Below are 20702 nucleotides of genomic sequence, written 5' to 3' on the forward strand. Positions count from 1 at the left end.
GCATCTGATAAAATAGAAGGAAAAATCGAGGTATGATGTATGTCTCTTATTATTTTATTTTACTTATGGATTGTCCCTTTGGTATTTGGTATTTTCTTCTCATTCCTAACAAAAAAAGCCACCTACAAACGCCGCTTTGTCCCATCCTATAGCATGGTAGGACTCAGCATCGTTTTTCTCATTCTGGCACTCGTCTTTTCAGCCAGCCATTTTCTATTTATTTGCGGTATGTTCCTATTTGCCACAACCCTTGTCGGCACAGGCATCCCTTTATTCTTAGCCTTTGGAAAAACACCATCCTAAACAAAAACCACCTTTTCGCGATGAAAAGGTGGTTTCTTTTTTATTGAAGCGGCATTCGGTATGTAATCGTGGCATTTGGATGTTCTTCAATCGTCTTCATCATGTCTTGAAGAATCTCGGCTGCGCGATCATTTGAGTCATACTTGCCGAGCATCTTTGCCCAAGAAGTACTTCCCAAGATCATCCCTTCAATTTTTTTCCCGCTTACTGTGATTTCTTGGACATGAATTAGAGTTTGCTGGTTTTGTGTGAGGATCCATAGCATGGTTTTTATTCTCCTTTTCAATTTGTAATGATTTCTACTTGATTTCTTCTCATTTTAAGCTTTTTTAACTGATAATTCATGTGACCTTTTGAAATAATATAAACCATTAGTTTTGTATGTGACGTTTATTCCAAAGATTCTTTTAATAAATCAAAGTTCCTTCACCATATTCATCACTATCGAATCATTTTCTAAACTCCGATAAACACAAAAAACCTTTAAAGACATTTAGCCATCAAGGTTTTTGTATTTCATAATACTTTAATTCAATGCATCTTCTAATGTTTTCTTTTCATGTTCTAACATACCACTTATGATAATACCACAAACTACTTCTTCTTTATCCAAAACAAATCCTACTGTATCATTTTGTAAAATAGACACTGCATCATTTTCTGAGAATGAAATTAATACCCTATCCTTCCCTATATATACGTCTAATTTACCTTTTTCGTCTATATAGGTATTATCATTAGATTCTTCTATCTGAAAACTCGGTACACCTTTAACCATATTTATATCTCCCATATCTAATTTCAAACTTTCCATTTTGTGTACATTTTCACTTAACGTTAGTGTAATTGAACGAATATTACCTGTATATTTCCCTAAACCTATTTCAATTAAAGATTTCTTTAAATCTCCAGTTCTCCAATATATCGTTGGCTCTTTTGATATATTCCAACTACCAAATTCTATATTAATCGGTGTATAAAGATCATATTCAATGTTTATAGGTTGGCTGTCTTTATAATCTATTACTTTTAACATCATCATTTCTCCTTTTAAGGCATATACACAGCATGCTTTATTACTGGTAGTAATCCGTCTCCCCGGGGTTTACTAAATATTAATTCCCAATTACCTACCTTCATAATTTCTTCATATTTAATTCCTTGCTTAGCAGCATTGTTAACAGAGCTTTGGAAACTCGACAATAAAGTTTGACTATTTATCGGCATACCATGTGTAGTAGCATCTCTTGTTATATACTCAACCATATGTTTTGTTCCATTTGGATGCACCCAGAACTTTCCATCTGCTGTTGCTAATTCAAAAGATTTTGGGATTTTTGTACCTTCATAAAGTGGTTGAGTAACTTTTATATTCCTCCACACTGTACCATTATCTACATTTTTAGCAGTACTTTTAACCCCCATCTTCCCATGAAACCCTTTCGCCCCAAACGGCAAAAGCATTCCAAGCGCTGCGTTCATGCTCGCTTCCTGCTGTTCTTTCGAGACCTTATTTCCAAACATATCTCGCCCCGTAATCGCTTCGCTGAAGCCGTTGGTGGCGGTGAGGCCATATAAGCCTTTTTGGGATGTTTTTAGGGCGTCAAAAGACTTTTGCGATGTCTTGTAAATATCGACTGCTCTGACTGCGGCCGAGGTGGCTTGAGTTGTTTTATAAACGGCTTTCCCGCCTTTGAAAATGCGGCCTGCCCAACCGACGATTGGGATATAACCTGCTGCTGCCATGCCGCCTGCGGCGACGCGCTGTCCTGCGGTAAGTTCTTCGCCTGTGACCGGGTCAACGCCCGTTGCGGCGCGTTTTGCATCGTTTACACCAGTCAGTTCATTCACGATATTTCCACCATAATCAAGTGCTTTTTCATACCAAGGGCGGTTGGCGAGTGCTTCTTGTTCCTTTGCGATTTCTCTAGCTTCTTCTTGTTCTTTTTTAATTTTGAGATATTCAGCAGTTTGCTTCTCAATATCGCTTTTTGCCTTGTAGATTTCGCTATTTTGATACGCTTTCTTGTCAAAATTCATAGGCGAAATCGCTTTTCCGTCATTTGTGGCATTCATCATTTCCGCGTACAATGCCATTGTAGCTTGCTGCTCCGTTTCTGACAAAGCATATTCATCTTTTAAATTTTGATCAAGCTCTCTTAGGTCTTTTACTGTCTTTTTTCGTTCATCTTCTGCATTTGCAATTTTTTCATCAAAGGTTTTGCTGTCAAATACCTCTAGAGAAATGAGGTCATCAATGTCCTGAAAAATGGTTTTAAGTGCCTTTTTTTGATCCTTTACAATGCTTTTGGCGTTTTTGATGCCCATATGTACTGCGTTGTCTAAAAAGTGTTCTTCTACGAAGGTATCGCCGCCAAAGTTTGTATCATCGAGTGTCCCAGAAACACCTTCATGTAAGGCCTTTTGCTTATCAATGAAGCTGATAAACATGTCTACATTTCCAGCCAGCTCTTTATAAAAGCTTTTAATGTTGTCGGCGCCTTTTCCAGTGAAATCATCACCGAGGTTTGCCATGCCTTGAAGTGTCTTTTTTAAATCTACCATTTGTTCGCGGAGTTCCTGGTAGTGTTTTGCCCTTGTGTCCGTGGCACTTGTTAGTGCTTTTGCATCAAGTATCTTGCCCAGAAGAAGTCACTCCCTCCATTATTGATCATAAAGTCTATTTTACCTTTCTCATCGAATTGGAAAAATAGGCTTTAAGTTACAAAATTAATTTCCAAATATTTTAATAGAGATGAAGGCAAGTGACAATTGAAATGATTTCCCTAATCATCACAAAAAAAAGTCAGCCTTCTTTTCAGAAGACCGACTACCTTGTGTTTAGAAAAAGCGTTTGAGGCTTTTCTTGAGTGGAGGGATATCCAGCTCACCTTTTTCAAAGAATTTTTTCAATAAATATTTACTGAAGCCTGCTGCTTGGGTGTACGTGATTTTTCCAGGTAACGGGGGTTCATTGGCGACAGTGACATCAATAATGACTGGTTTATCAGATTGAAGGGCTGTATCAAAGGCTGGCGCTAATTCTTCATGTGATGACACAGAGATTCCTTTGCCGCCACATGCTTCTGCAAACTTAGCAAAATCAATATCCTCCAGCTCTATACCATAATTCATGTTTCCTTTTACCTGTTGCTCATATTCAATCATTCCTAAATTGTTGTTGTTTAAGATCACGACAACGATCGGGAGCTTATATTTTACAGCTGTCACAAAGTCTTGCATGACCATTGTGAAGCCTCCATCACCACAGACAGCAATGGCTTGTCGGTTCGGTTCATTTAACTTAGCCGAAATCGCACCAGGTAAACCACAGCCCATTGTGGCAAGCCAGCTGGAGATAATGAAATCCTGCTGTTTCATTTCGAAATGACGTGCCATCCAGACCGTCACATTACCAACATCAACTGAAAGAATAGCGTCGTCTTCGACTGCTTCTTCTAATCTAGCAATGACTTGCTGTGGTTTAATCGGTGAAGTAGCAACGGATTTTTCCTTATCCATTTCTTCTCGCCACTTCATCATATGCTCTGTACAAGCTTCAAGAAAACCACGCTGCTCTTTATATTCAATGTAGGAAGTCAGTTCATGCAAACCACTCTTGCTGTCGCTCACGATTCCCACATCTACTGGATATCTTTTACCGATTTGATCTGGTTTAATATCCAGTTGAATGGCTGGCGTGTCCTCTGGTAAGTAGTCTCTATATGGAAAGGAGGTTCCAAGCATAATTAAGAGATCACATTCTTCCATCGCTTCATATGCCGGCTTCGTTCCAATTTGACCTAGGTTACCTAAAAAGTATGGATGCCTGTCTGGCACAACCCCTTTTGCAGGGAGTGTGATGACGATAGGAGCAGCTGCCTTTTCTGCAAATGAAAGAAGCTCTTCTTTTGCATTTCTTAATCCTTTACCTGCTAAGATGACTGGCTTCTTCGCATTGTTAATCAGCTGAGCTGCCTTTAGCAGTTGATCTTTCTTTGGCCGTACTTCTCCCTCAACATAAAGAGGAGATGTATAAATGGGTTTACGCTTAATTTTTTGAGAAAATAAGTCATCCGATACGGTGAGAACTGCCACACCTTTATGGGTATAAGCTGCTTTGATGGCTTGATTCAATAAGTCAGGCAGCGCTTCTGCCGTCTGTACCTGCTGATTAAAGACAGCGACATCATCAAACATCCGCTCTAATTTGATTTCTTGGAATGCGTCTCTTCCTACTTCGGCCGAAGCAACCTGTCCTGCAATTGCTAAAACTGGTGCACCATCTGCTTTTGCATCATATAGTCCATTTAATAAGTGGACAGCACCCGGTCCAGCGATTGATAAGCAGACACCGAGTTTACCTGTTAGTTTGGCATCAGCCGCCGCTGAAAGTGCTGCCACTTCTTCATGTCTCGTTTGTATAAATTGTATTTGGCTTGATTCATGCCTAAGTTCTTCAATCAATTCGTTTATGCTGTCGCCGGGCATTCCATAAATATGTTTCACGCCCCACTCTTCCAGTAGCGCTGTTACTTCTTTTCCTGCGGTTCTTTGCGGCATGTGAGAAAACTCCTTTTTTCTTACTCCATACCACCGCATCCTTTTAATCAAACGTTTCAACTTGCTTTTGCTACTTTTTAAAATGATATGGGAGGGTCGCCACCACAATATCACGCTTCCATAAAAGGCGGAATCTTAATAAAAAGGCAGATTGATTATGCAAAATGGTGTGCCATCTTTTTTTCGGGATAAATTGAGGCACGAGCACCATCACTTTATATTGATGCGCATTTGCTTTTGCCTCAATGGTTTCAAGAAATTTATCAAGCGGGTGAATGAGGCTTCGATAGGAAGAATGCAGCATCACAAGCCGTACACCGCTGTTTAGTTTTTCCCAATCCTCTTCAATTTTCTTATCCTTTTCTTTATCAAAGGATACATGAACCGCTATGACTTGATCTGACAAAGACCTTGCATATTGGACAGATTGTTCGACGACACGTGTTACACCTGCTATCGGTACGATGACCACATTCCCTTTAATCTCAACAGGCTCTGTTTCATTCAATAAACGCAGTTGTTCTCCAACAGACAGGTAATGCTTTTTAATGGAATGAAAGATAAATAGAACAATAGGCATGAAAACAAATACTGGCCATACGAGATGGAACTTGGTCAAAATGAGTATCATGAAAACTGTAAAAGAAATCAGTGCTCCGACTATATTGATTGGCATTTTCGTTTTCCAGCCCTGCGGTTTTTCTCGAATCCACTTCACACACATGCCGGTCTGCGACAGGGTAAATGGAATGAACACACCGACAGCATATAGCGGGATGAGGTGTTCTGTTTTCCCATCAAACAACCAAATGAGCAGCATAGAGGCTACGCCTAAAAAGATAATGCCATTGGAGTAACCAAGCCGGTCTCCTCTTACAGTAAACATACGCGGCATATATTTATCCTTTGCTAAATTGACAGCCAATAAAGGAAAGGCTGAAAAGCCGGTATTTGCCGCTAATATTAAGATTAGCGCTGTGACAGCCTGAATCACGTAATAGAAAAACGTACGTCCAAAAGTGTCTGATGCAATTTGTGATACAACCGTTTCTTCTGGCTTTGGTGAGATGCCAAAACCAAATGCAAGCAATGTGACCCCCACAAATAAAACGGCTAGTAATCCACCCATCATCAATAATGTTCTTGCTGCATTTTGAGCAGCTGGTTTTTTAAAGGATGGAATGGTATTTGAAATGGCTTCTACTCCAGTCAGAGCAGAACAGCCAGATGAAAAAGCTTTTAATAACAGAAATAATGTAATGCCTTGTACGTGTGTGCCTACCGCTGCATGCTCAGGTGCTGGCGGTACGCCTCCTGTTAATAATTTGAAGCCACCTACTCCAATTAAGATAAGGAGTGAAAATACAAACAAGTATACAGGATAAGCCAGGATAGATGCCGATTCTGTCAATCCACGAAGGTTGAGCACCATAATCACGATGACCAATACAATTGAGATCAAAACATGATATGGATATAGTGCTGGAAAAGCCGATGTGATGGCATCAGTACCCGCTGATATGCTCACTGCTACAGTCAAAATATAGTCTACAAGCAATGACCCACCAGCGATCAATCCTGGTTTTTCACCTAGGTTTCTGCTAGAGACAACATATGCCCCTCCGCCTTCTGGATAAGCATAAATGATCTGGCGGTAAGATAGAATTAACGCCATTAAAAGAATTAATACGCAACCTGCAATCGGGAGTGAGTACCAAAATGCTGCTGCACTAACCACGGAAAGAACAATTAAAATTTGTTCTGTACCGTATGCAACTGATGACAATGCGTCTGATGACAATAATGCCAACGCTTTGATTTTTGATAGTTTTTGTTCTCCTGCTGCCTGTGATTTTAATGGTTTACCAATTAAAATACGCTTCATCAAACTGTACATGTGATGCCCGCTCCTTTAGTGTCAAACGATTTAAATTACAAAAGATGGATCGCCAAAAAGACACAGAGGCAATAGAATGCCCCTGTGCCTATTGTTTAGATCACAGGTTGGTCTTTGCTCTCTTTAACGCTTACGAGGTTAGCTGACGGATTCGGGCGCATGAGACTTTGCCCTACCTAAAAAGGATTCACCCCACGTGGTGCTTTCCACCACAATTGGTTCCCCCGCTCATCGAAATGATTCAGCGATTGGTCTTTTATAAAAGAGATCATACTCCCGTTTGACACCAAAGTAAAGAGATTTTTTCAAGGTCTTTTGACCGTTTATCACTCAGTTTTTTTGCGATTTTTTCGTACGAAATAAACAATCATCATCACCACAAAAATGATCAGTACAGCGATACACGCAAAGTAAATCCAAGACTCACCATCGCCTTGCTTTTCACCTTTTTTCAGATCATTTGTTGTGCTGGTGACTGTTTGATGATTAGAGAACATCTCTTTGTTTTTGCTTTCTATTGCAACTGTTGCGGTCTCCGTATTTGTTTGAAGGAAACGTATCATATCATTTGAAACATCAGCGTCAGCTGCCGTCATTCCTGCAAAAACGGTCATTGTTTGTTCTTTATTCCATACAGATGGCTGCGTCCATACAATACGAGCTGTGGTTTCGTTGATCATGCCAAATGAGGATACATCATATTGACCCTTTTTCGCTGGAACGATGAGATCGTCTGCTTTTTCTTTTAAAAGAGAGAATGTCTGGATGCCCCCGATGAAAATGAGAGAGTTCTTTTTCAATTGTTCATTTGTCACATTCGATGCTTTGATCAAATGATATTGAGCAGCTTCCGGCTGACTAAATGATTCTGTCAGCATCGCCATTTGATTGATCGTTGCTTGCTTGATTTGATCTGGCATGATGATCAATGTGTTTCCTTGCTGTGTTTTTGAAGTGTAAGGAAGCGGCCATGCGGCTAAATCCGGTGTATCACTATTTGTTCCTTCTGGTATTTGAAGAGAGCTGTTCTTGTCAATGTAAATCCAGCCTTCTTCATCCGTATGTCTGCACGATTCCATGCTTTTAAAACCCGTTGTGACAAATTGCAAGTCCACATACTCGTTCTTTTGAAGCACTTGCGAGTCTACTGGAATGGACACATGATAGAATCCATTCTCATCTTTGTTTCCTAGTTTTGTTAACGGTATGTCGTGCGGTTCGTTATTGATCATCACTGTTAGACGTTCCGCTTTGTTCGCTGGATCCGATTTTTTAAATGATAGATTTAGTTTTGCACCTGATTTTTGTTGAGCGATTAATGCTTTCGGATAATAGTAGTGATCAGATGCCGTCTTTTTGGTTCCAACTGTGACATCATCTCCGCCAAAATCTATTAAACGAATATGATGCGATGGCTTAGAAGCATTAGCTGTCACCTTTTGCAGCAGCAGGTCGGTACCAGTGAGCTGACCCGTCAGTTCAGGTTGAGTCAGGACACTGATTTTTTCAGCAATTGTCTTTGGCTGCTTAGCAGAGACAAATAAAATGGGCTGTTCTTTTTTCTTTGCTGTCAGGGTTCTCACCGCTAACGTAAGTTGATTGCTTTCTGTTTTAATTCCAGCCGCTTGCTCGATTGATTTCATTCGTCCTTTCCAGCTTCCTTTTGCTCCCACAGCAATGGTTGGATGCGCAATTTGCTTGAGGTCCTTTTCTTGAACGAGTTTGAGGTCTGCTAGACGGTCTTTGTTTTTCAACGTACGATAGATTTTCATAGCCGCTTCTAATTCAGCCGCTTCCGGTGTATTTGGAATCACAATATCTGTTTGTTCTTTCTGCTCACCTGATGGAATAAAAGGTGAAGGGAAGCTGTCTAACGTCACGTCTTTCGTTTGAGCTCCTTTGAACGCCAGCTCACTTTCAGGATATACTTTCAGCCAATTGGCAGGTGTCTCTTGGTTGATACACACACCTTCTTTTAACACACCATAAAATGCGAGCTGAATTTGATGAGATCCTTTTTTCAATTGCGCTTTGTTCAATTTGATTTGAATCGATTTTTTTTGGTTTTTCCCTGATACAGGGATTGTCTTTTCAATCTCTCCATCGATCATCACTGTGAAAGACGATGGCGAAATGAGTAATGGTGAAGCCTCTATATTTAATGTAAGAGTGCTAGACTCTACTTTTTCTTTCTCCATTTGATAGGAAAATTCAGTGCGGTCTTCTTGTCCATACAAAGTCACCACATCTTCTGATAGATGCTGCGTTTCTGTTTGACTTCCTTTTGATGAGCGAACCCAATCGTCTTTCACTTGTACTCGATTGGATTGCGCCATTGCTTGACTTGCCATGAAAAAAGGCTGAATAGCAAGGGATAGCGCTAATATAAAAATCATCCATTTGACCGATTTCAATTTGTCACCCGCTTTTCTTTTGTTGTTGATCGTAACGCTCCGTTTTGTACCATTTCACTTCTTGTTTCAATAATCGGCTCTTCACCTCTACACATAAGGAGTACACGACAAGCGCAATCCATACTTGAGAATAGGTGAAGTACATGAGGACCACAATGAGAATGTTTTGTTTGGTGAGCTCTGTTTTCTCAATACTTAATGTAATCATCACTTCTGTTAGAAAGAGGAAGAAGGCTAATCCCCACAGGATCAGTGCGACAGTCCCTACAGATAAGTGAAGGTCAACAAATAGGTTCACAATAAAGATGCCATTTGAGAGCAGAACACCGAAGAAAAATAAGAAATACGTAAAGAAGAAATAAAACAAATCGAAAATCATTCGTTTTCGTTTCAGCTTCATAAACTGTCTTAAAAATTTGAGTACAACATATTGATTACCTCTAGCCCAGCGCGTTCTTTGCCGCCACCAGACCTTCCATGTCTCAGGCTCTTGTTCCCATGTGATCGCAGCTGGGAAAAATCGAATCACATACCCAAGGTTATACACACGGATCGTTAATTCGGTGTCCTCGGCCAAAGCTTGGACATCCCAGCCGCCGAGTTCTTCTAAAATGTGCCGGCGGATGGCGAAGTTGGTGCCTGGTATTGTCGCAATCCCAAACCACTTCCATCTCCCGCCCTGCGCCATCCATTGGAAGCAGATGGTCTCAATATTAATAAATTTGGTCAGCAAATTTTGGGCTGCATTGATCACTCTGAATTTCCCGACAACGGCGCCTGCTTTTGGATCATTCAATAACCCAAGAACCAAATGATAGACAGCCTTTTGTTCCGGCATGTTATCTGCATCGTATACGCAAATCACTTCTCCTGTCGAAGCCTTCAATCCTTCATTCAGTGCAGTAGATTTTCCCTTCCCTGCAAATGGCGGCTTCGTTTCAATCATATGGACATGATCATATTGCTCACTGAATGATTGCACAATATCTCCTGTGCGATCAGAGGAATTGTCATTAATCACAATGATTTCAAGGAGGTGTTTAGGATAAGATAGCTGGACCATCGCTTTTAACGTCTGCCGAATGACAATTTCTTCATTATGAGCAGGAATCAGGATACTGACGGTTGGCAGCTCTTTCCCTTGTTTTGTCCATTTAGGCAGCACTTTTTCATAGGTGAGGTAATGCTGAAAGCCGCCCTGCATGAGAAACATGTGGTATAGGAGCATAGTCCAAATCAGTAGTAATGAAAGATAAAATAAGACATCAGCCACCTAATTTTCTCTCCTTAAAAATTCGTTTTTTCATTGTCAGTCTTAAATACAATGTGTATAAAGCAAATGCCGCAATAAATAGCATCACCACGACTGTAAGAATTCGCAGCATATTTTCTATGCCGCTTCGTTTGACTGTTTTTGTTTCGGCTATGTCGGATTGCTCTACTTGAATATGTCCATTCCCTGATGTTTGGATTTTTACATGTGCAGTTTGGACCGTCTGTTTTGTTTTCTTTAAATCCAGCCATTCACTAGAAGGGATTGCCTCCATCTGTGTTATCAGCTCCTGTAATCCGGCTATTCCTGATTCTACATCATAGGACAGTCCGATTGCGGCTGATTGAAGATGCTGCATGGATTGAATCGTCTGTTCAGTTAAAACATTTGAATCTTCTTGGTCAGACGCTGTCTCTACTGGTCGCTGAGGATATAGGGTCATTCCATGTAACATGGCAGGAGACGTCACCAGCGGCGGTGCACCGACTGTTTTCCAAGTGCGGTCTGACAGCTGCACCTGTCCAAATAGACTTGACACATGCCTTGAAATCACTTCATAACCTTGTTGAGATATGGCATCATGCGGCACCTCGAACGCAAGAGGATATAGACCTTGCTGGGCAAGAAGCTCGATGCCCTTTGTCAGTTTTTCTTCTGTATAGGCGGTTTCTTGCTGCTGATTCGATCTGGTATAAGCATTAAAGTCTTTTTCATTTGGGAACTGACTTTTACTCCGTTTCTTCTCAGTTTTTTTGGGATCATTTGACGTGATGGACTGATCATACTTTGCATCCCAGAACTCAAAGCTCTGACCAGATTCCTCCGTTCGATACGTACGGCTAAAGCCATGAAGAATGATACTCGCTCCATTGCCTTGCAATTGTTTTAACACATTCACGAGCTTCGGGCGGTCACTCAGTGTGACTTCATCACCTGTTTCTCGATCCATCCAAACAGGAGTCACTGCGATCTGAAAAGGAATATGCCGTGCGGATACGTATTGTCCAAGTTCAAGCAGCTTCTTCTCGTCACTTGCTGGACTGATGTTCCCGAGCATTAAGTATTTTGTCGTCATTTGCACAGAAGAAGGCATGTATTTTTCTAGCACTTCTGCAAGAATTTTGTTGTGCTGCACGACATCTAAGATTCCGATATATGCCGCACCTTCTTTTGTTTGAATCACAAATGGCAGATCAGCTTGATGATTCTTCAATAAAAGTTCACTATGCAGGGCTGCCCCTCGAACCGTTAACGCACTGATACTTCTCTCTAGCTGACGGTATGTCTGATCATGTGTATGTTTCATTTGACTGGTATGATCTTGTTTGTGAAAAGTAAGCTTGGAGAATGGGCGAAGCTGTTCCGCATTGTATCCAATGGCGATGACCTGCTGTGATTCGTTCATCGCACGAATGGTTTGTTTTGGCAAGGTTCTCTTTATTTCACCGAGATAAATGACTTGCTGAAATTCATTGATCCTCTTTTCAGCCAAATGTTCATCGGATACAATCGTCGTCTGTTTAGAAAAATGACCGGCGAGTAGATCCAGCATATGAACGGCTGGAGTCACTTCATCCGATTGTGTGGAATAAACGATCAGGGTATTTGGCTGCGTGACAAGAGCATCGGCTGAAGCCATGTGTTTAAACGAAAGAATCGAAAAAAGCGCGATCATCAAACAACATTTCATCAAAGAATTAAAGTTCATTCATCATCATCTCTTTTTCTAGTTCTTCTAAAAATTGCTCTGGCGTTCGATAATCCGAGCTGCTTGTTAAATGACAGACAAGAAATGTCAAGGTCACTTCACGACCGTTTAACAGGACATGCGGTTGCAGTTTATTCTTTAGCTTATCAAGGACAACTGACACGTTTTCTTCTGGTGTGTGAGTTAGCAGCAAGCCCATTCGATCTTCGGATAATCGAAATTTCTTATCGGTTTCTCTTACGCTTTCGCGGATCTTGAGACTTAATTGCTGAAATAGGTGCTGCATTTCTTTTTCTCCATATAACGATTTGAATTCCGCTGCGTAATTCATATGAAGAAGAATAAAGACAAATGGCTGTTTGTACCGTTCTGCCCGTTTCATTTCCTCGGACAATTCGAGCTTCATCCGCTCAGCATTGTCAAATCCTGTGGTCGAATCAATCGCCACAAATTGTTTGATGGCCTGCTTTTGTTGTTCAATGGTGTGACGCAGCATCTTGATCCGTTCATGCAAGCTTCCCGCTGAAATAGCGAAAAAAAGAAGTGCTACGCCCCAAATTACTACATCTTGCAATGTTTGATTTGAAAAAAGGGGATTTTCATGACCGAGCTCTGTAAAGAACATGGCGCTTCCTATAAAGAACAAAATAAGCAAGGTGAAAATTAATGCTGGTAGGATACCAAATAAAATACCGCAGCCTAACACGACAAATGTCAGTGCGATGATCATAAAGCTCTCCGCATCTTGTACGTTGAGATAGCCCATAAACAAAATAAGGCCTGCAAACGTGAGGAGCAGAGAATAGTACAAGCGATACGTGTTACTGAACAACCGATTCATTTAGAAGCTCCCTTTCTGCAATCAGAGGCAATAAGTTATCAAATGAGTGTGTGTCTTTTTCGTTCATATATCCTCCGTAATAAGGCTTGAGAGGATCTTGGGTTTGTAATTCTTTCATGCGGTGATAAACAGCCTTTGCGAATTCAAGCTCGTTTTGTTTAAGGGCATACAATATGACGAGTGCATATACCGAAGGCGATTCATACGTCACAGATGGCTGCAATGTGCTCAGCTTATATCTCCCGTACAGTTTTCCTTCTTGTTTAAAAGTCGTTTTAAGCCATTTCATGATCGCAGACGTATTAACCTTTGCATGATGGGCATGTAGAGCCGTATAGAGTTGATCGATCATATTGATTTCTCGATCAAACGAATAGGTTTTTTTCTTTATGTCATAGGATTTAGGAAAGAATCCTTTTTTTCTCGGTGCTTGTTTTAGAATGGCTAATTGGTTACTGGTCATTTGTTTCGTGAATATTTTGAGGGATTCCAATTCTTTGATTGCTTTTGGGTCTATATAAGAGAGTGTGATTGTGTGTGAAGTTCGATTTGTTGATGCATCATAATAATCGGACAATATGCCTTTGAACATGTTTTTTTCTTTTAACGCTTGAGCGATTTCTTTTGCTGTCGTTTGATACGCTGACTTCTTCCACAAACGATTTGCCTTTTGAAGTGCCGCCACTACACGTAAATCATCAACTAAAGCATTGGCCTTACTTTTTTGCTCAGATTCAATTTGCCAGCTGAGAAGATGATGGTCTAGTAAAAATTGATCTTGTAGAACACCCAACTGTTGGTCAAATAAATTTTGATCTTTTTTTCGAACAAGATAATCCATCCAAAGTCCGAGTGATTCAGATAAGTAGATGTGCTGCTCTGCAAAAGAGGTACGAATCAAGCCTTGATCTGTCATTAAGTGGTGAGTGATAAAATATTCTCCAGGCAATACAGGCTGTGGCGATACTGGATCAGCTGATTCTTTCTGCTGCTTCCAGGTACATCCGCCTAGTAGAATGACAATGAGTAAAACAATTGCTGTACGATATATGCGTGTATGCATTCGTGTCCCCTTTCAACTCCCCGTTCTCTAAGCATCTAACGATTTATTATAGAGCGTTTTTGTTTAAATTTAAATAAATATTTTATACCAAATTACGAGTCTTTTCGCATATTTATTCCCATTTTCAGAAAAATAATATGTCGATATGCTTGAGAACACTGAAAAACCCATGCGTTTCCGCACGGGTTTTTACACAACTATTGATCTAATTTTAGTTTCTTTAATTGTTCAGCTAGTGCATTATTAATTGGTTCTTCCACTTTCTTTTGTTTCTTCAAATATTTAGACACATCGTGCTTACTGGCTTTCTTTTGATTGGATTGAGATTTGCGTTTTTCGAAGACAGACAGTTTTTCTCTATGGCCGCACACACAAGCAAAGATTTTGCCATCGCCTTCTCCGCGCAGCTCGAGCTTTTTATGACAGTTCGGGCAGCGTGCGTTTGTTTTCTTCGCCACATTTTTACGATGGCCGCATTCCCGGTCCTGGCAAACAAGCATCGTTCCATGTTTTCCATTCACTTTCAGCATGAGTTTTCCGCAGTCTGGGCAATGGGTGCCAGTGACATTGTCATGCTTAAAGGTCTGGTTCGTCTGTTTGATTTCAGATACGGCTTGTTTCGCATATAATTTCATTTCACTCATGAATTGAGAAGCTTTCAATTGCCCTTTTGCGATTTTAGAAAGCTTTTGTTCCCATTCCGCTGTTAACGCAGGAGACTTTAAATCTTCAGGCACTAAAGAGAGCAGCTGCTTTCCTTTCGATGTGATGAAGATGTCTTTGCCCTTTTTCTCGATTAGGAAGCTATTGAACAGCTTTTCAATAATATCTGCTCTTGTTGCTACTGTCCCTAGACCACCTGTTTCACCAAGGGTTTTCACTAAGTCTTTTTCCTCTTTCTGCATAAATGCCGCTGGGTTTTCCATGGCAGATAATAGGGTCGCTTCATTAAAACGTGCAGGAGGTTTCGTTTCTCCTCTTGTTTCTTTCAGCTGTCGTACGTCTAGTGACTGTCCTTCTGAAAGCAGCGGCAAATGTTGATCCACCTCGGCTGATTCCTCTTCTTCATAGGAATCATCGTACACGGCTTTCCAGCCAGCTGATTGCACGATTTTCCCTTTTGCTGTGAACGTTTCACTGCCTATTTTGGCGATAACCGTTGTTTCTTCGTACTCAAAAGGATTCATGAGTACCGCAAGGAATCGTTTGGCAATAAGGTCATATAATTTACGCTCTTTATCACTTAATGCACCTGGATACAGCTCTTCCTCGGTTGGAATGATCGCATGGTGATCTGACACTTTTGCATCATTGACGAAGCCTTTGTGCGCTTTTACACCTGATTGTAAAATCCGGTTCACATGCTGCGCGTATGGTCTGACGTTCATTCCTTTTAATCGGTCTTTTAATGTGGGAACGATATCCGCTGAAATAAACCTTGAATCTGTACGTGGATATGTCACGAGCTTATGCTGCTCATACAATCGCTGAAGTGTAGATAATGTTTCTTTTGCTGAGAAGCCATAGCGTTTATGCGCATCACGCTGCAATTCAGTCAGATCGTACAGGCCCGGCGCAAAAGCTTTTTTCGCTGTTTTTTTCAACGCATCAACCACTGCTGGTTTTCCTTCGCATGCTGCCACGCGCTCTTTGATCACATTCTCTTGGAAGGTACGGTTTTGCTTTGTTTTAGCATCCTGCCAGGTCAAAGTCAGTCCATCTACTTGTGCAGTCAATCCATAGAACGGCTTCGGCTGAAATTGCTGAATGTCTTCTTCTCGTTTGGCGATCATGGCAATCGTTGGTGTTTGCACCCGTCCGCAGGAAAGCTGTGCATTGAACTTGGTTGTCAGCGCTCTTGTTGCGTTGATGCCGACAATCCAGTCTGCTTCTGCACGTGCAACTGCCGAGCGATACAGGTTATCGTATTCTCTGCCGTCTTTTAATCGTTTGAAGCCTTCTTGAATGGCTTTGTCCGTGACAGATGAGATCCATAGTCGTTTCAAGGGCTTTTTCACATGTGCTTTTTCAAGAATCCATCTTGCGACAAGCTCCCCTTCACGTCCAGCATCTGTTGCAATGACAATGTCTTTGACATCTTTTCTCGCAAGCTGCGCTTTCACTGCTTGGAATTGTTTGCCTGTCTTTTTCATCACCACAAGCTTAAGCGGCTCTGGAATGATCGGTAAATCCTCTAAACGCCAGGATTGAAATTCTTTTCCGTAGCCTTCTGGATCAGCCAGTGTGACCAAATGGCCAAGCGCCCACGTCACAATGTATTGATCTCCTTCTAAAAAGCCATTTCCTTTTTTATGACACTTCAGCACACGTGCAAGATCACGTCCGACCGAAGGTTTCTCTGCTAATACAACTGTTTTTGACACTAGATTTCACATCTCTTTCTTCTATCCATCCTTTTATTATAGCAGACGTAGAGATGCGGTTCTAATGACGGATTATTTCTTCAATCGTTTGATGATTTCGTTTGTGACTTCTTGTGTTTGATAGGATCCGCCGATGTCCGCTGTTAAAAAGCCGTCTGCTGTGACTGATTCGATGGTGCTGAGAAGGTGCGTACCCAGCTCTTCTTCTCCGAAATGATCAAGCATCAGCTTAGCAGTCCAAATTTGACCGATTGGGTTGGCGATTCCTTTTCCTGCAATGTCTGGGGCTGATCCGTGTACAGGCTCAAACATGGATGGGTACTTGCCATTTACATTGATGTTGGCGGCAGGCGCTACGCCAATACTTCCCATAATGGCTGCCCCAAGGTCTGTCAAAATATCACCAAACAAATTACTGGCCACAATCACATCGAATTTTTCTGGTCTTGTTACAAAGAAGGCTGAGAGCGCATCAATGTGCTGAGAGTCTGCTGCCACCTCTGGATAATCCTTTGCTACGTCTTGAAACACTTCATCCCAAAAAGGCATGGTATGAACGATGCCATTTGATTTTGTTGCACTCGTCACATGCTTTCGCCTTTTTTCTGCTAATTGAAAGGCAAAACGCATCGCACGCTCTGTCCCTTTTCTTGAGAACACCGCATTTTGAACAGCAAGCTGATCTTCTCCTTGATAAATACGGCCTCCAATTTCACTATATTCACCTTCACCGTTTTCTCTGACAACTAGAAGGTCGAAATCCTTTGGCTGAGCAAGCGGTGAACGTATACCATTCAGCTGTTTTGCAGGTCTAACGTTAATCACCTGCTCAAATTCACGTCTAATCTTAATGAGCAATCCCCAAAGCGATACGTGATCCGGCACTAAATTGGCATCTCCGACAGCCCCTAAGAAAATGCTGTCAAAGGCTTTCAGTTGATGTAATCCATTCTTTGGCATCATCTCGCCATGCTCTAAATAATATTCACAGCTCCACGGAAAATCCTGAAAGGTAAAAGACAGACCGCCATGTACTTCTGACACCGCTTTCAATACTCGTATGGCTTCAGGTACAACTTCCTTCCCAACCCCGTCACCTGGTATCGCCGCAATTGAAACATGCTTCATTCATTTCTCCCCCTTTATCATCGGTCGACCGTCGACCGTTTAAATTTGAGTTTACTAGAGCGTCCACGTTCTTTCAATGGACAAAAGACGCTTTTTTGATCAAAGCGCCTGTTTATCCTGGAAAAGCATCGAGGGTTTCTGTTTCTTCCTCCCCGCATCTTTTTTATCTGAAAGCAGCAGTCCTCCTAAGGTCAGTGCCGTTCCAAGTACAGACATGAGGGTCAATCTCTCATGAAGAACGATCATTGAAATGACCATTGTAATAATAGGAACGCCATAAATATACACACTCGATTTCACCACACCGAGCGTTTTCACCGAAAAGCTCCATGTTAGAAAACAAATGGCAGATGCGAACAGGCCTAAAAACAGCAAGTGAAAGGCAAACGACGGGTTCGTCAATCGCTCCCAGTCTAAACGAATCTTAAAATACCAGATCAGGGGAAGCATCCAAAGCAAGCCGTAAAAAAAGACACGCCTCGTCACTTGAATGATATGGTATCCATATTGGTTGATCATTTTCGATAAAATAGAATAGAAGGCCCAGACAATGGTCGCCGTTAATGCTAGCGCATCACCGATTGGATTCAATTGGAACGTCGTCATTCCATTAAAGCTAATCAGTACAATTCCTGTCATCGCGATGAAAAAGCCTATGAAAAACCGGCGGTGCAAAGGCTCATCTTTCAATAAAAAATAAGCCAATAAAAATGAGAAGAATGGTACAACTGAGCTGATGACACCTGCATTCGAAGCGAACGTATAGGTGAGTGCGACATTTTCTAAAAAATAGTATAAGACCACACCGCATAATCCTGCGAGCGCAAACATCGCTTCATGCTTTTTACGCTGCACCTTCATGGTGACCGGGTAGATCATCATCAGAGCCAGATATCCAATAAAAAAGCGAAAAAATAATATTTCTGTTGGAGAAAAAGCCGTTAACAATATTTTGGTTGAGATAAAGGTCGAGCCCCATAGAAAAATAGTGAACATGACCGCTAGATGACCAAGCAGCTGTTTATTTTTCATCTGCTGTTACCTGCTTTGCAAAAATTTGCTGATATTGCCCTGGGGTGAGCCCAATAAATTCTGAAAAGAAATGACTCAAGTGACTTTGATCAGAAAAACCAGCGGAGACTGCCGCATCTACAGGCTTTACTCCTCGTGAGAGAAGTTCTTTCGCATAATTCACTCTCACTGTCTGTAAATAACGATATGGCGTGATCCCTCTGTACTTTGTAAAAGCACGCAGAAGAGAGTATTTGTTCATGGACACAAGCTCTCCTAAGTCGTCCAACGATATATTTTCCGTGCGGTATGTTTCAATATATTGCTGTACATCTTGGACTTTCTGTTCGGCGGCATGCGCTGCTGACGCTTTTTCCTCTGATGTATCAGCATAGGCTTCAATCAGCTGCTTCATAAAGAAATAAAACGTTTCCTGTTTATTCAAAGCTGGAGCTTCTTCTGTGATCATTTGATGAAGATCATATAATGGCTTTGTCAGTTCACTTTGTGAAAACACAGGGGCTTTAAAATGCGGCTTGTGCTGAAACATTTTCTCTATGACATCTGCTTCTATATTTAAACAACGATAATCTAGTGTCCTGTGATCAATCTGCTCGCATGCGTGATTGTCATATGGATTGAAAAGAAGGATGTCTCCCTTTTCAATGATGTATTCTTCATTTTGGCAGATCAAACGTCTTTGACCGTCCTCAATAAATCCAATCACATAGTATGTATGAAAATGATTCGGGAACTTTTGCATGATGCCATGAAAGCGATACGCCTCTATTTGCAAGTCCTGATCAAAATGTACCGTTCGTTCTTCTTGTGTTTTCATGTCGATCCCCTCTTTCACTGAACTGATCATTAGTGTAGCACACCCTTTTTCTCTTGAATTGTACGATATTGACTTTTCCGATGCAGGCTTGCCTAGAGGGAAAAACTTGGATAACATGAGACAAAAGATGATGTGTAAATGAGGGAATGACGGGATGAATTCATTCGAGATGGAAAGACCAGCACCATACCATATGCAATTTTATGAACAGCTGAAGCAAATGATATTTGATGGGCAGTTTCAGCCAGGGGAACGCATCAATGAGACACAGCTTGCCAAACAATTTGGTGTAAGCCGATCACCGGTTAGAGAGGCGATGAGGCTTTTAGAAAAAGATGAGCTCTTGATCGCTGATCATCGGTCAGGCTACTCTGTCTATACGTTAACGGAAAAAGATGTCGAGGAGCTTTATCAAGTTCGAACCGCCCTAGAAACGCTAGCTGTTGAGCTTGCATGCAAGGAAGCCGCGCAAAGAGAGCTTGATGATATTGAGCAGGTCCTCACGCAGGCAGACGAAGCAATCAAGCAGCAGCTGCCATCTAAAGAGATCGTCCAGTTACATGAAGCCTTTCATCAAAAAATTATTCTAGCGAGTCACAATCACCGCTTATGTAAACAATTGAATCATGTGAATGCACTCATTCATTTTTGCCGTATCTTTCATTTTAGCGGCGGAGCGCGTGCTGAGACGATTCAAAAAGAGCATGCGGCCATTTATTCTGAAATGAAAGAGCGCCGCTCCACAGAAGCCGTTCAAGCGATGACGAATCATTTGTTACATGATGTGATGCACTTAAAGCAAGTACTCTCTGAAACAAATAAGGATTAAGTGATTTTTCCTTTTTTCCATTTTTTAAGCATTACATGAACATATTTTGAATTTTTCGTAGATTTCAGCATGTCCAGACGATCTTTCGTTTATATTAGAAGATGAGAAACTAGCTCTTATACAGGAGGATTTGTATATGCATACAAGTATTAGCCGTCTTCGACAGGCGGGTTTTATTGAGGGTATGTCTCTTTTAACCCTTCTTTTAATTGCCATGCCTCTGAAATATTTTGCGGATATTCCGATGGCAGTCACCATTGTAGGCTCTCTTCATGGCGCATTGTTTGTCATCTATATGCTTGTTTTGGCATATGTGACTTTTAAAGTTCGCTGGCATTTGAAATGGTCCATCGCTGGTTTTTTTGCGGCGTTCATTCCTTTCGGCAACTTCGCCTATGATAAGGTGCTCCGCCAGTATGATACAAAAGCTTAATCAAAAAGGGCTAAAAC

Annotated in this window: 17 protein-coding genes and 1 riboswitch; of the genes, 3 read left to right on the forward strand and 14 right to left on the reverse strand. The window is 41.3% G+C overall.

The features are described 5' to 3' along the window. Positions 1-39 precede the first annotated feature (39 nt). Entirely contained in the window at positions 40-303 is a 264-nt protein-coding gene (locus tag ACSSTM_RS09510; RefSeq protein ID WP_034663988.1) for a hypothetical protein, read from the forward strand. Positions 304-343: 40 nt separating this feature from the next. On the opposite strand, the gene ACSSTM_RS09515 is transcribed toward ACSSTM_RS09510, so the two are convergent. The 14 genes from ACSSTM_RS09515 to ACSSTM_RS09580 all read right to left on the reverse strand — a co-directional run bounded on the left by ACSSTM_RS09515 (position 344) and on the right by ACSSTM_RS09580 (position 19423). Further along, complete coding sequence (locus tag ACSSTM_RS09515) at positions 344-568, reverse strand: hypothetical protein (protein WP_034663989.1); 225 nt, start codon at positions 566-568, stop codon at positions 344-346. Positions 569-829: 261 nt separating this feature from the next. After that, positions 830-1339 carry a hypothetical protein gene (locus tag ACSSTM_RS09520; protein WP_095286240.1) on the reverse strand — a complete coding sequence of 170 codons (510 nt, stop codon included), beginning with the start codon at positions 1337-1339 and terminating at the stop codon, positions 830-832. A gap of 14 nt (positions 1340-1353) precedes the next feature. Continuing rightward, on the reverse strand, positions 1354-2949 hold the full coding sequence (locus tag ACSSTM_RS09525; protein ID WP_420735137.1) for a ribonuclease YeeF family protein: 1596 nt from the start codon (positions 2947-2949) through the stop codon (positions 1354-1356). Positions 2950-3144: 195 nt separating this feature from the next. After that, a complete protein-coding gene (locus ACSSTM_RS09530; protein WP_034663997.1) occupies positions 3145-4866 on the reverse strand; it encodes a pyruvate oxidase in 1722 nt (573 codons plus the stop codon). Between the two features lie 70 nt (positions 4867-4936). Then, positions 4937-6763, reverse strand: a complete 1827-nt coding sequence (locus ACSSTM_RS09535) for an APC family permease (RefSeq protein ID WP_034663998.1) — start codon at positions 6761-6763, stop codon at positions 4937-4939. Positions 6764-6875: 112 nt separating this feature from the next. Continuing rightward, positions 6876-7020: riboswitch (cyclic di-AMP (ydaO/yuaA leader) on the reverse strand. 69 nt (positions 7021-7089) lie between these two features. After that, a complete protein-coding gene (locus ACSSTM_RS09540) occupies positions 7090-9177 on the reverse strand; it encodes a cellulose biosynthesis cyclic di-GMP-binding regulatory protein BcsB (protein ID WP_095285984.1) in 2088 nt (695 codons plus the stop codon). A 4-nt stretch (positions 9178-9181) separates the two neighbouring features. After that, complete coding sequence (locus tag ACSSTM_RS09545) at positions 9182-10405, reverse strand: glycosyltransferase family 2 protein (RefSeq protein WP_392387702.1); 1224 nt, start codon at positions 10403-10405, stop codon at positions 9182-9184. A 37-nt stretch (positions 10406-10442) separates the two neighbouring features. Next, a complete protein-coding gene (locus tag ACSSTM_RS09550) occupies positions 10443-12158 on the reverse strand; it encodes a DUF2334 domain-containing protein (protein WP_034664005.1) in 1716 nt (571 codons plus the stop codon). Beyond that, positions 12148-12999, reverse strand: coding sequence for a GGDEF domain-containing protein (locus tag ACSSTM_RS09555; protein ID WP_095285982.1), 852 nt, complete (start codon positions 12997-12999; stop codon positions 12148-12150). The genes ACSSTM_RS09550 and ACSSTM_RS09555 overlap by 11 nt, the downstream gene beginning before the upstream one ends. After that, on the reverse strand, positions 12980-14062 hold the full coding sequence (locus ACSSTM_RS09560; RefSeq protein ID WP_095285981.1) for a glycosyl hydrolase family 8: 1083 nt from the start codon (positions 14060-14062) through the stop codon (positions 12980-12982). The genes ACSSTM_RS09555 and ACSSTM_RS09560 overlap by 20 nt, the downstream gene beginning before the upstream one ends. A 197-nt stretch (positions 14063-14259) precedes the next feature. After that, the gene (locus ACSSTM_RS09565) at positions 14260-16446 is read right to left on the reverse strand and encodes a DNA topoisomerase III (protein WP_095285980.1); all 2187 of its coding nucleotides are present in this window, start codon (positions 16444-16446) and stop codon (positions 14260-14262) included. A 72-nt stretch (positions 16447-16518) separates the two neighbouring features. Then, positions 16519-17574 (reverse strand): tartrate dehydrogenase, encoded by a 1056-nt coding sequence (locus ACSSTM_RS09570; protein ID WP_095285979.1) that lies wholly within the window; start codon positions 17572-17574, stop codon positions 16519-16521. A 99-nt stretch (positions 17575-17673) separates the two neighbouring features. After that, positions 17674-18606 (reverse strand): DMT family transporter, encoded by a 933-nt coding sequence (locus ACSSTM_RS09575; protein WP_095285978.1) that lies wholly within the window; start codon positions 18604-18606, stop codon positions 17674-17676. After that, positions 18596-19423, reverse strand: a complete 828-nt coding sequence (locus ACSSTM_RS09580; protein WP_034664455.1) for a helix-turn-helix domain-containing protein — start codon at positions 19421-19423, stop codon at positions 18596-18598. The genes ACSSTM_RS09575 and ACSSTM_RS09580 overlap by 11 nt, the downstream gene beginning before the upstream one ends. Positions 19424-19577: 154 nt before the next feature. Between ACSSTM_RS09580 and ACSSTM_RS09585 the strand changes: the two genes are divergently transcribed. Further along, on the forward strand, positions 19578-20252 hold the full coding sequence (locus ACSSTM_RS09585; protein ID WP_034664015.1) for a GntR family transcriptional regulator: 675 nt from the start codon (positions 19578-19580) through the stop codon (positions 20250-20252). Between the two features lie 136 nt (positions 20253-20388). After that, entirely contained in the window at positions 20389-20685 is a 297-nt protein-coding gene (locus ACSSTM_RS09590) for a DUF3817 domain-containing protein (protein WP_034664017.1), read from the forward strand. Positions 20686-20702: the final 17 nt, after the last annotated feature.

Source organism: Bacillus sp. RK1064, from assembly GCF_051488405.1.
Lineage (GTDB): Bacteria > Bacillota > Bacilli > Bacillales > Bacillaceae > Bacillus.

Bases quoted from the DNA above. Each gene is read 5' to 3' on its own strand.
- ACSSTM_RS09510 (WP_034663988.1), top strand. From the start codon at position 40: ATGTCTCTTATTATTTTATTTTACTTATGGATTGTCCCTTTGGTATTT.
- ACSSTM_RS09515 (WP_034663989.1), bottom strand. From the start codon at position 568: ATGCTATGGATCCTCACACAAAACCAGCAAACTCTAATTCATGTCCAA.
- ACSSTM_RS09520 (WP_095286240.1), bottom strand. From the start codon at position 1,339: ATGTTAAAAGTAATAGATTATAAAGACAGCCAACCTATAAACATTGAA.
- ACSSTM_RS09530 (WP_034663997.1), bottom strand. From the start codon at position 4,866: ATGCCGCAAAGAACCGCAGGAAAAGAAGTAACAGCGCTACTGGAAGAG.
- ACSSTM_RS09535 (WP_034663998.1), bottom strand. From the start codon at position 6,763: ATGTACAGTTTGATGAAGCGTATTTTAATTGGTAAACCATTAAAATCA.
- ACSSTM_RS09545 (WP_392387702.1), bottom strand. From the start codon at position 10,405: ATGCTCCTATACCACATGTTTCTCATGCAGGGCGGCTTTCAGCATTAC.
- ACSSTM_RS09550 (WP_034664005.1), bottom strand. From the start codon at position 12,158: ATGAACTTTAATTCTTTGATGAAATGTTGTTTGATGATCGCGCTTTTT.
- ACSSTM_RS09555 (WP_095285982.1), bottom strand. From the start codon at position 12,999: ATGAATCGGTTGTTCAGTAACACGTATCGCTTGTACTATTCTCTGCTC.
- ACSSTM_RS09560 (WP_095285981.1), bottom strand. From the start codon at position 14,062: ATGCATACACGCATATATCGTACAGCAATTGTTTTACTCATTGTCATT.
- ACSSTM_RS09570 (WP_095285979.1), bottom strand. From the start codon at position 17,574: ATGAAGCATGTTTCAATTGCGGCGATACCAGGTGACGGGGTTGGGAAG.
- ACSSTM_RS09575 (WP_095285978.1), bottom strand. From the start codon at position 18,606: ATGAAAAATAAACAGCTGCTTGGTCATCTAGCGGTCATGTTCACTATT.
- ACSSTM_RS09580 (WP_034664455.1), bottom strand. From the start codon at position 19,423: ATGAAAACACAAGAAGAACGAACGGTACATTTTGATCAGGACTTGCAA.
- ACSSTM_RS09585 (WP_034664015.1), top strand. From the start codon at position 19,578: ATGAATTCATTCGAGATGGAAAGACCAGCACCATACCATATGCAATTT.
- ACSSTM_RS09590 (WP_034664017.1), top strand. From the start codon at position 20,389: ATGCATACAAGTATTAGCCGTCTTCGACAGGCGGGTTTTATTGAGGGT.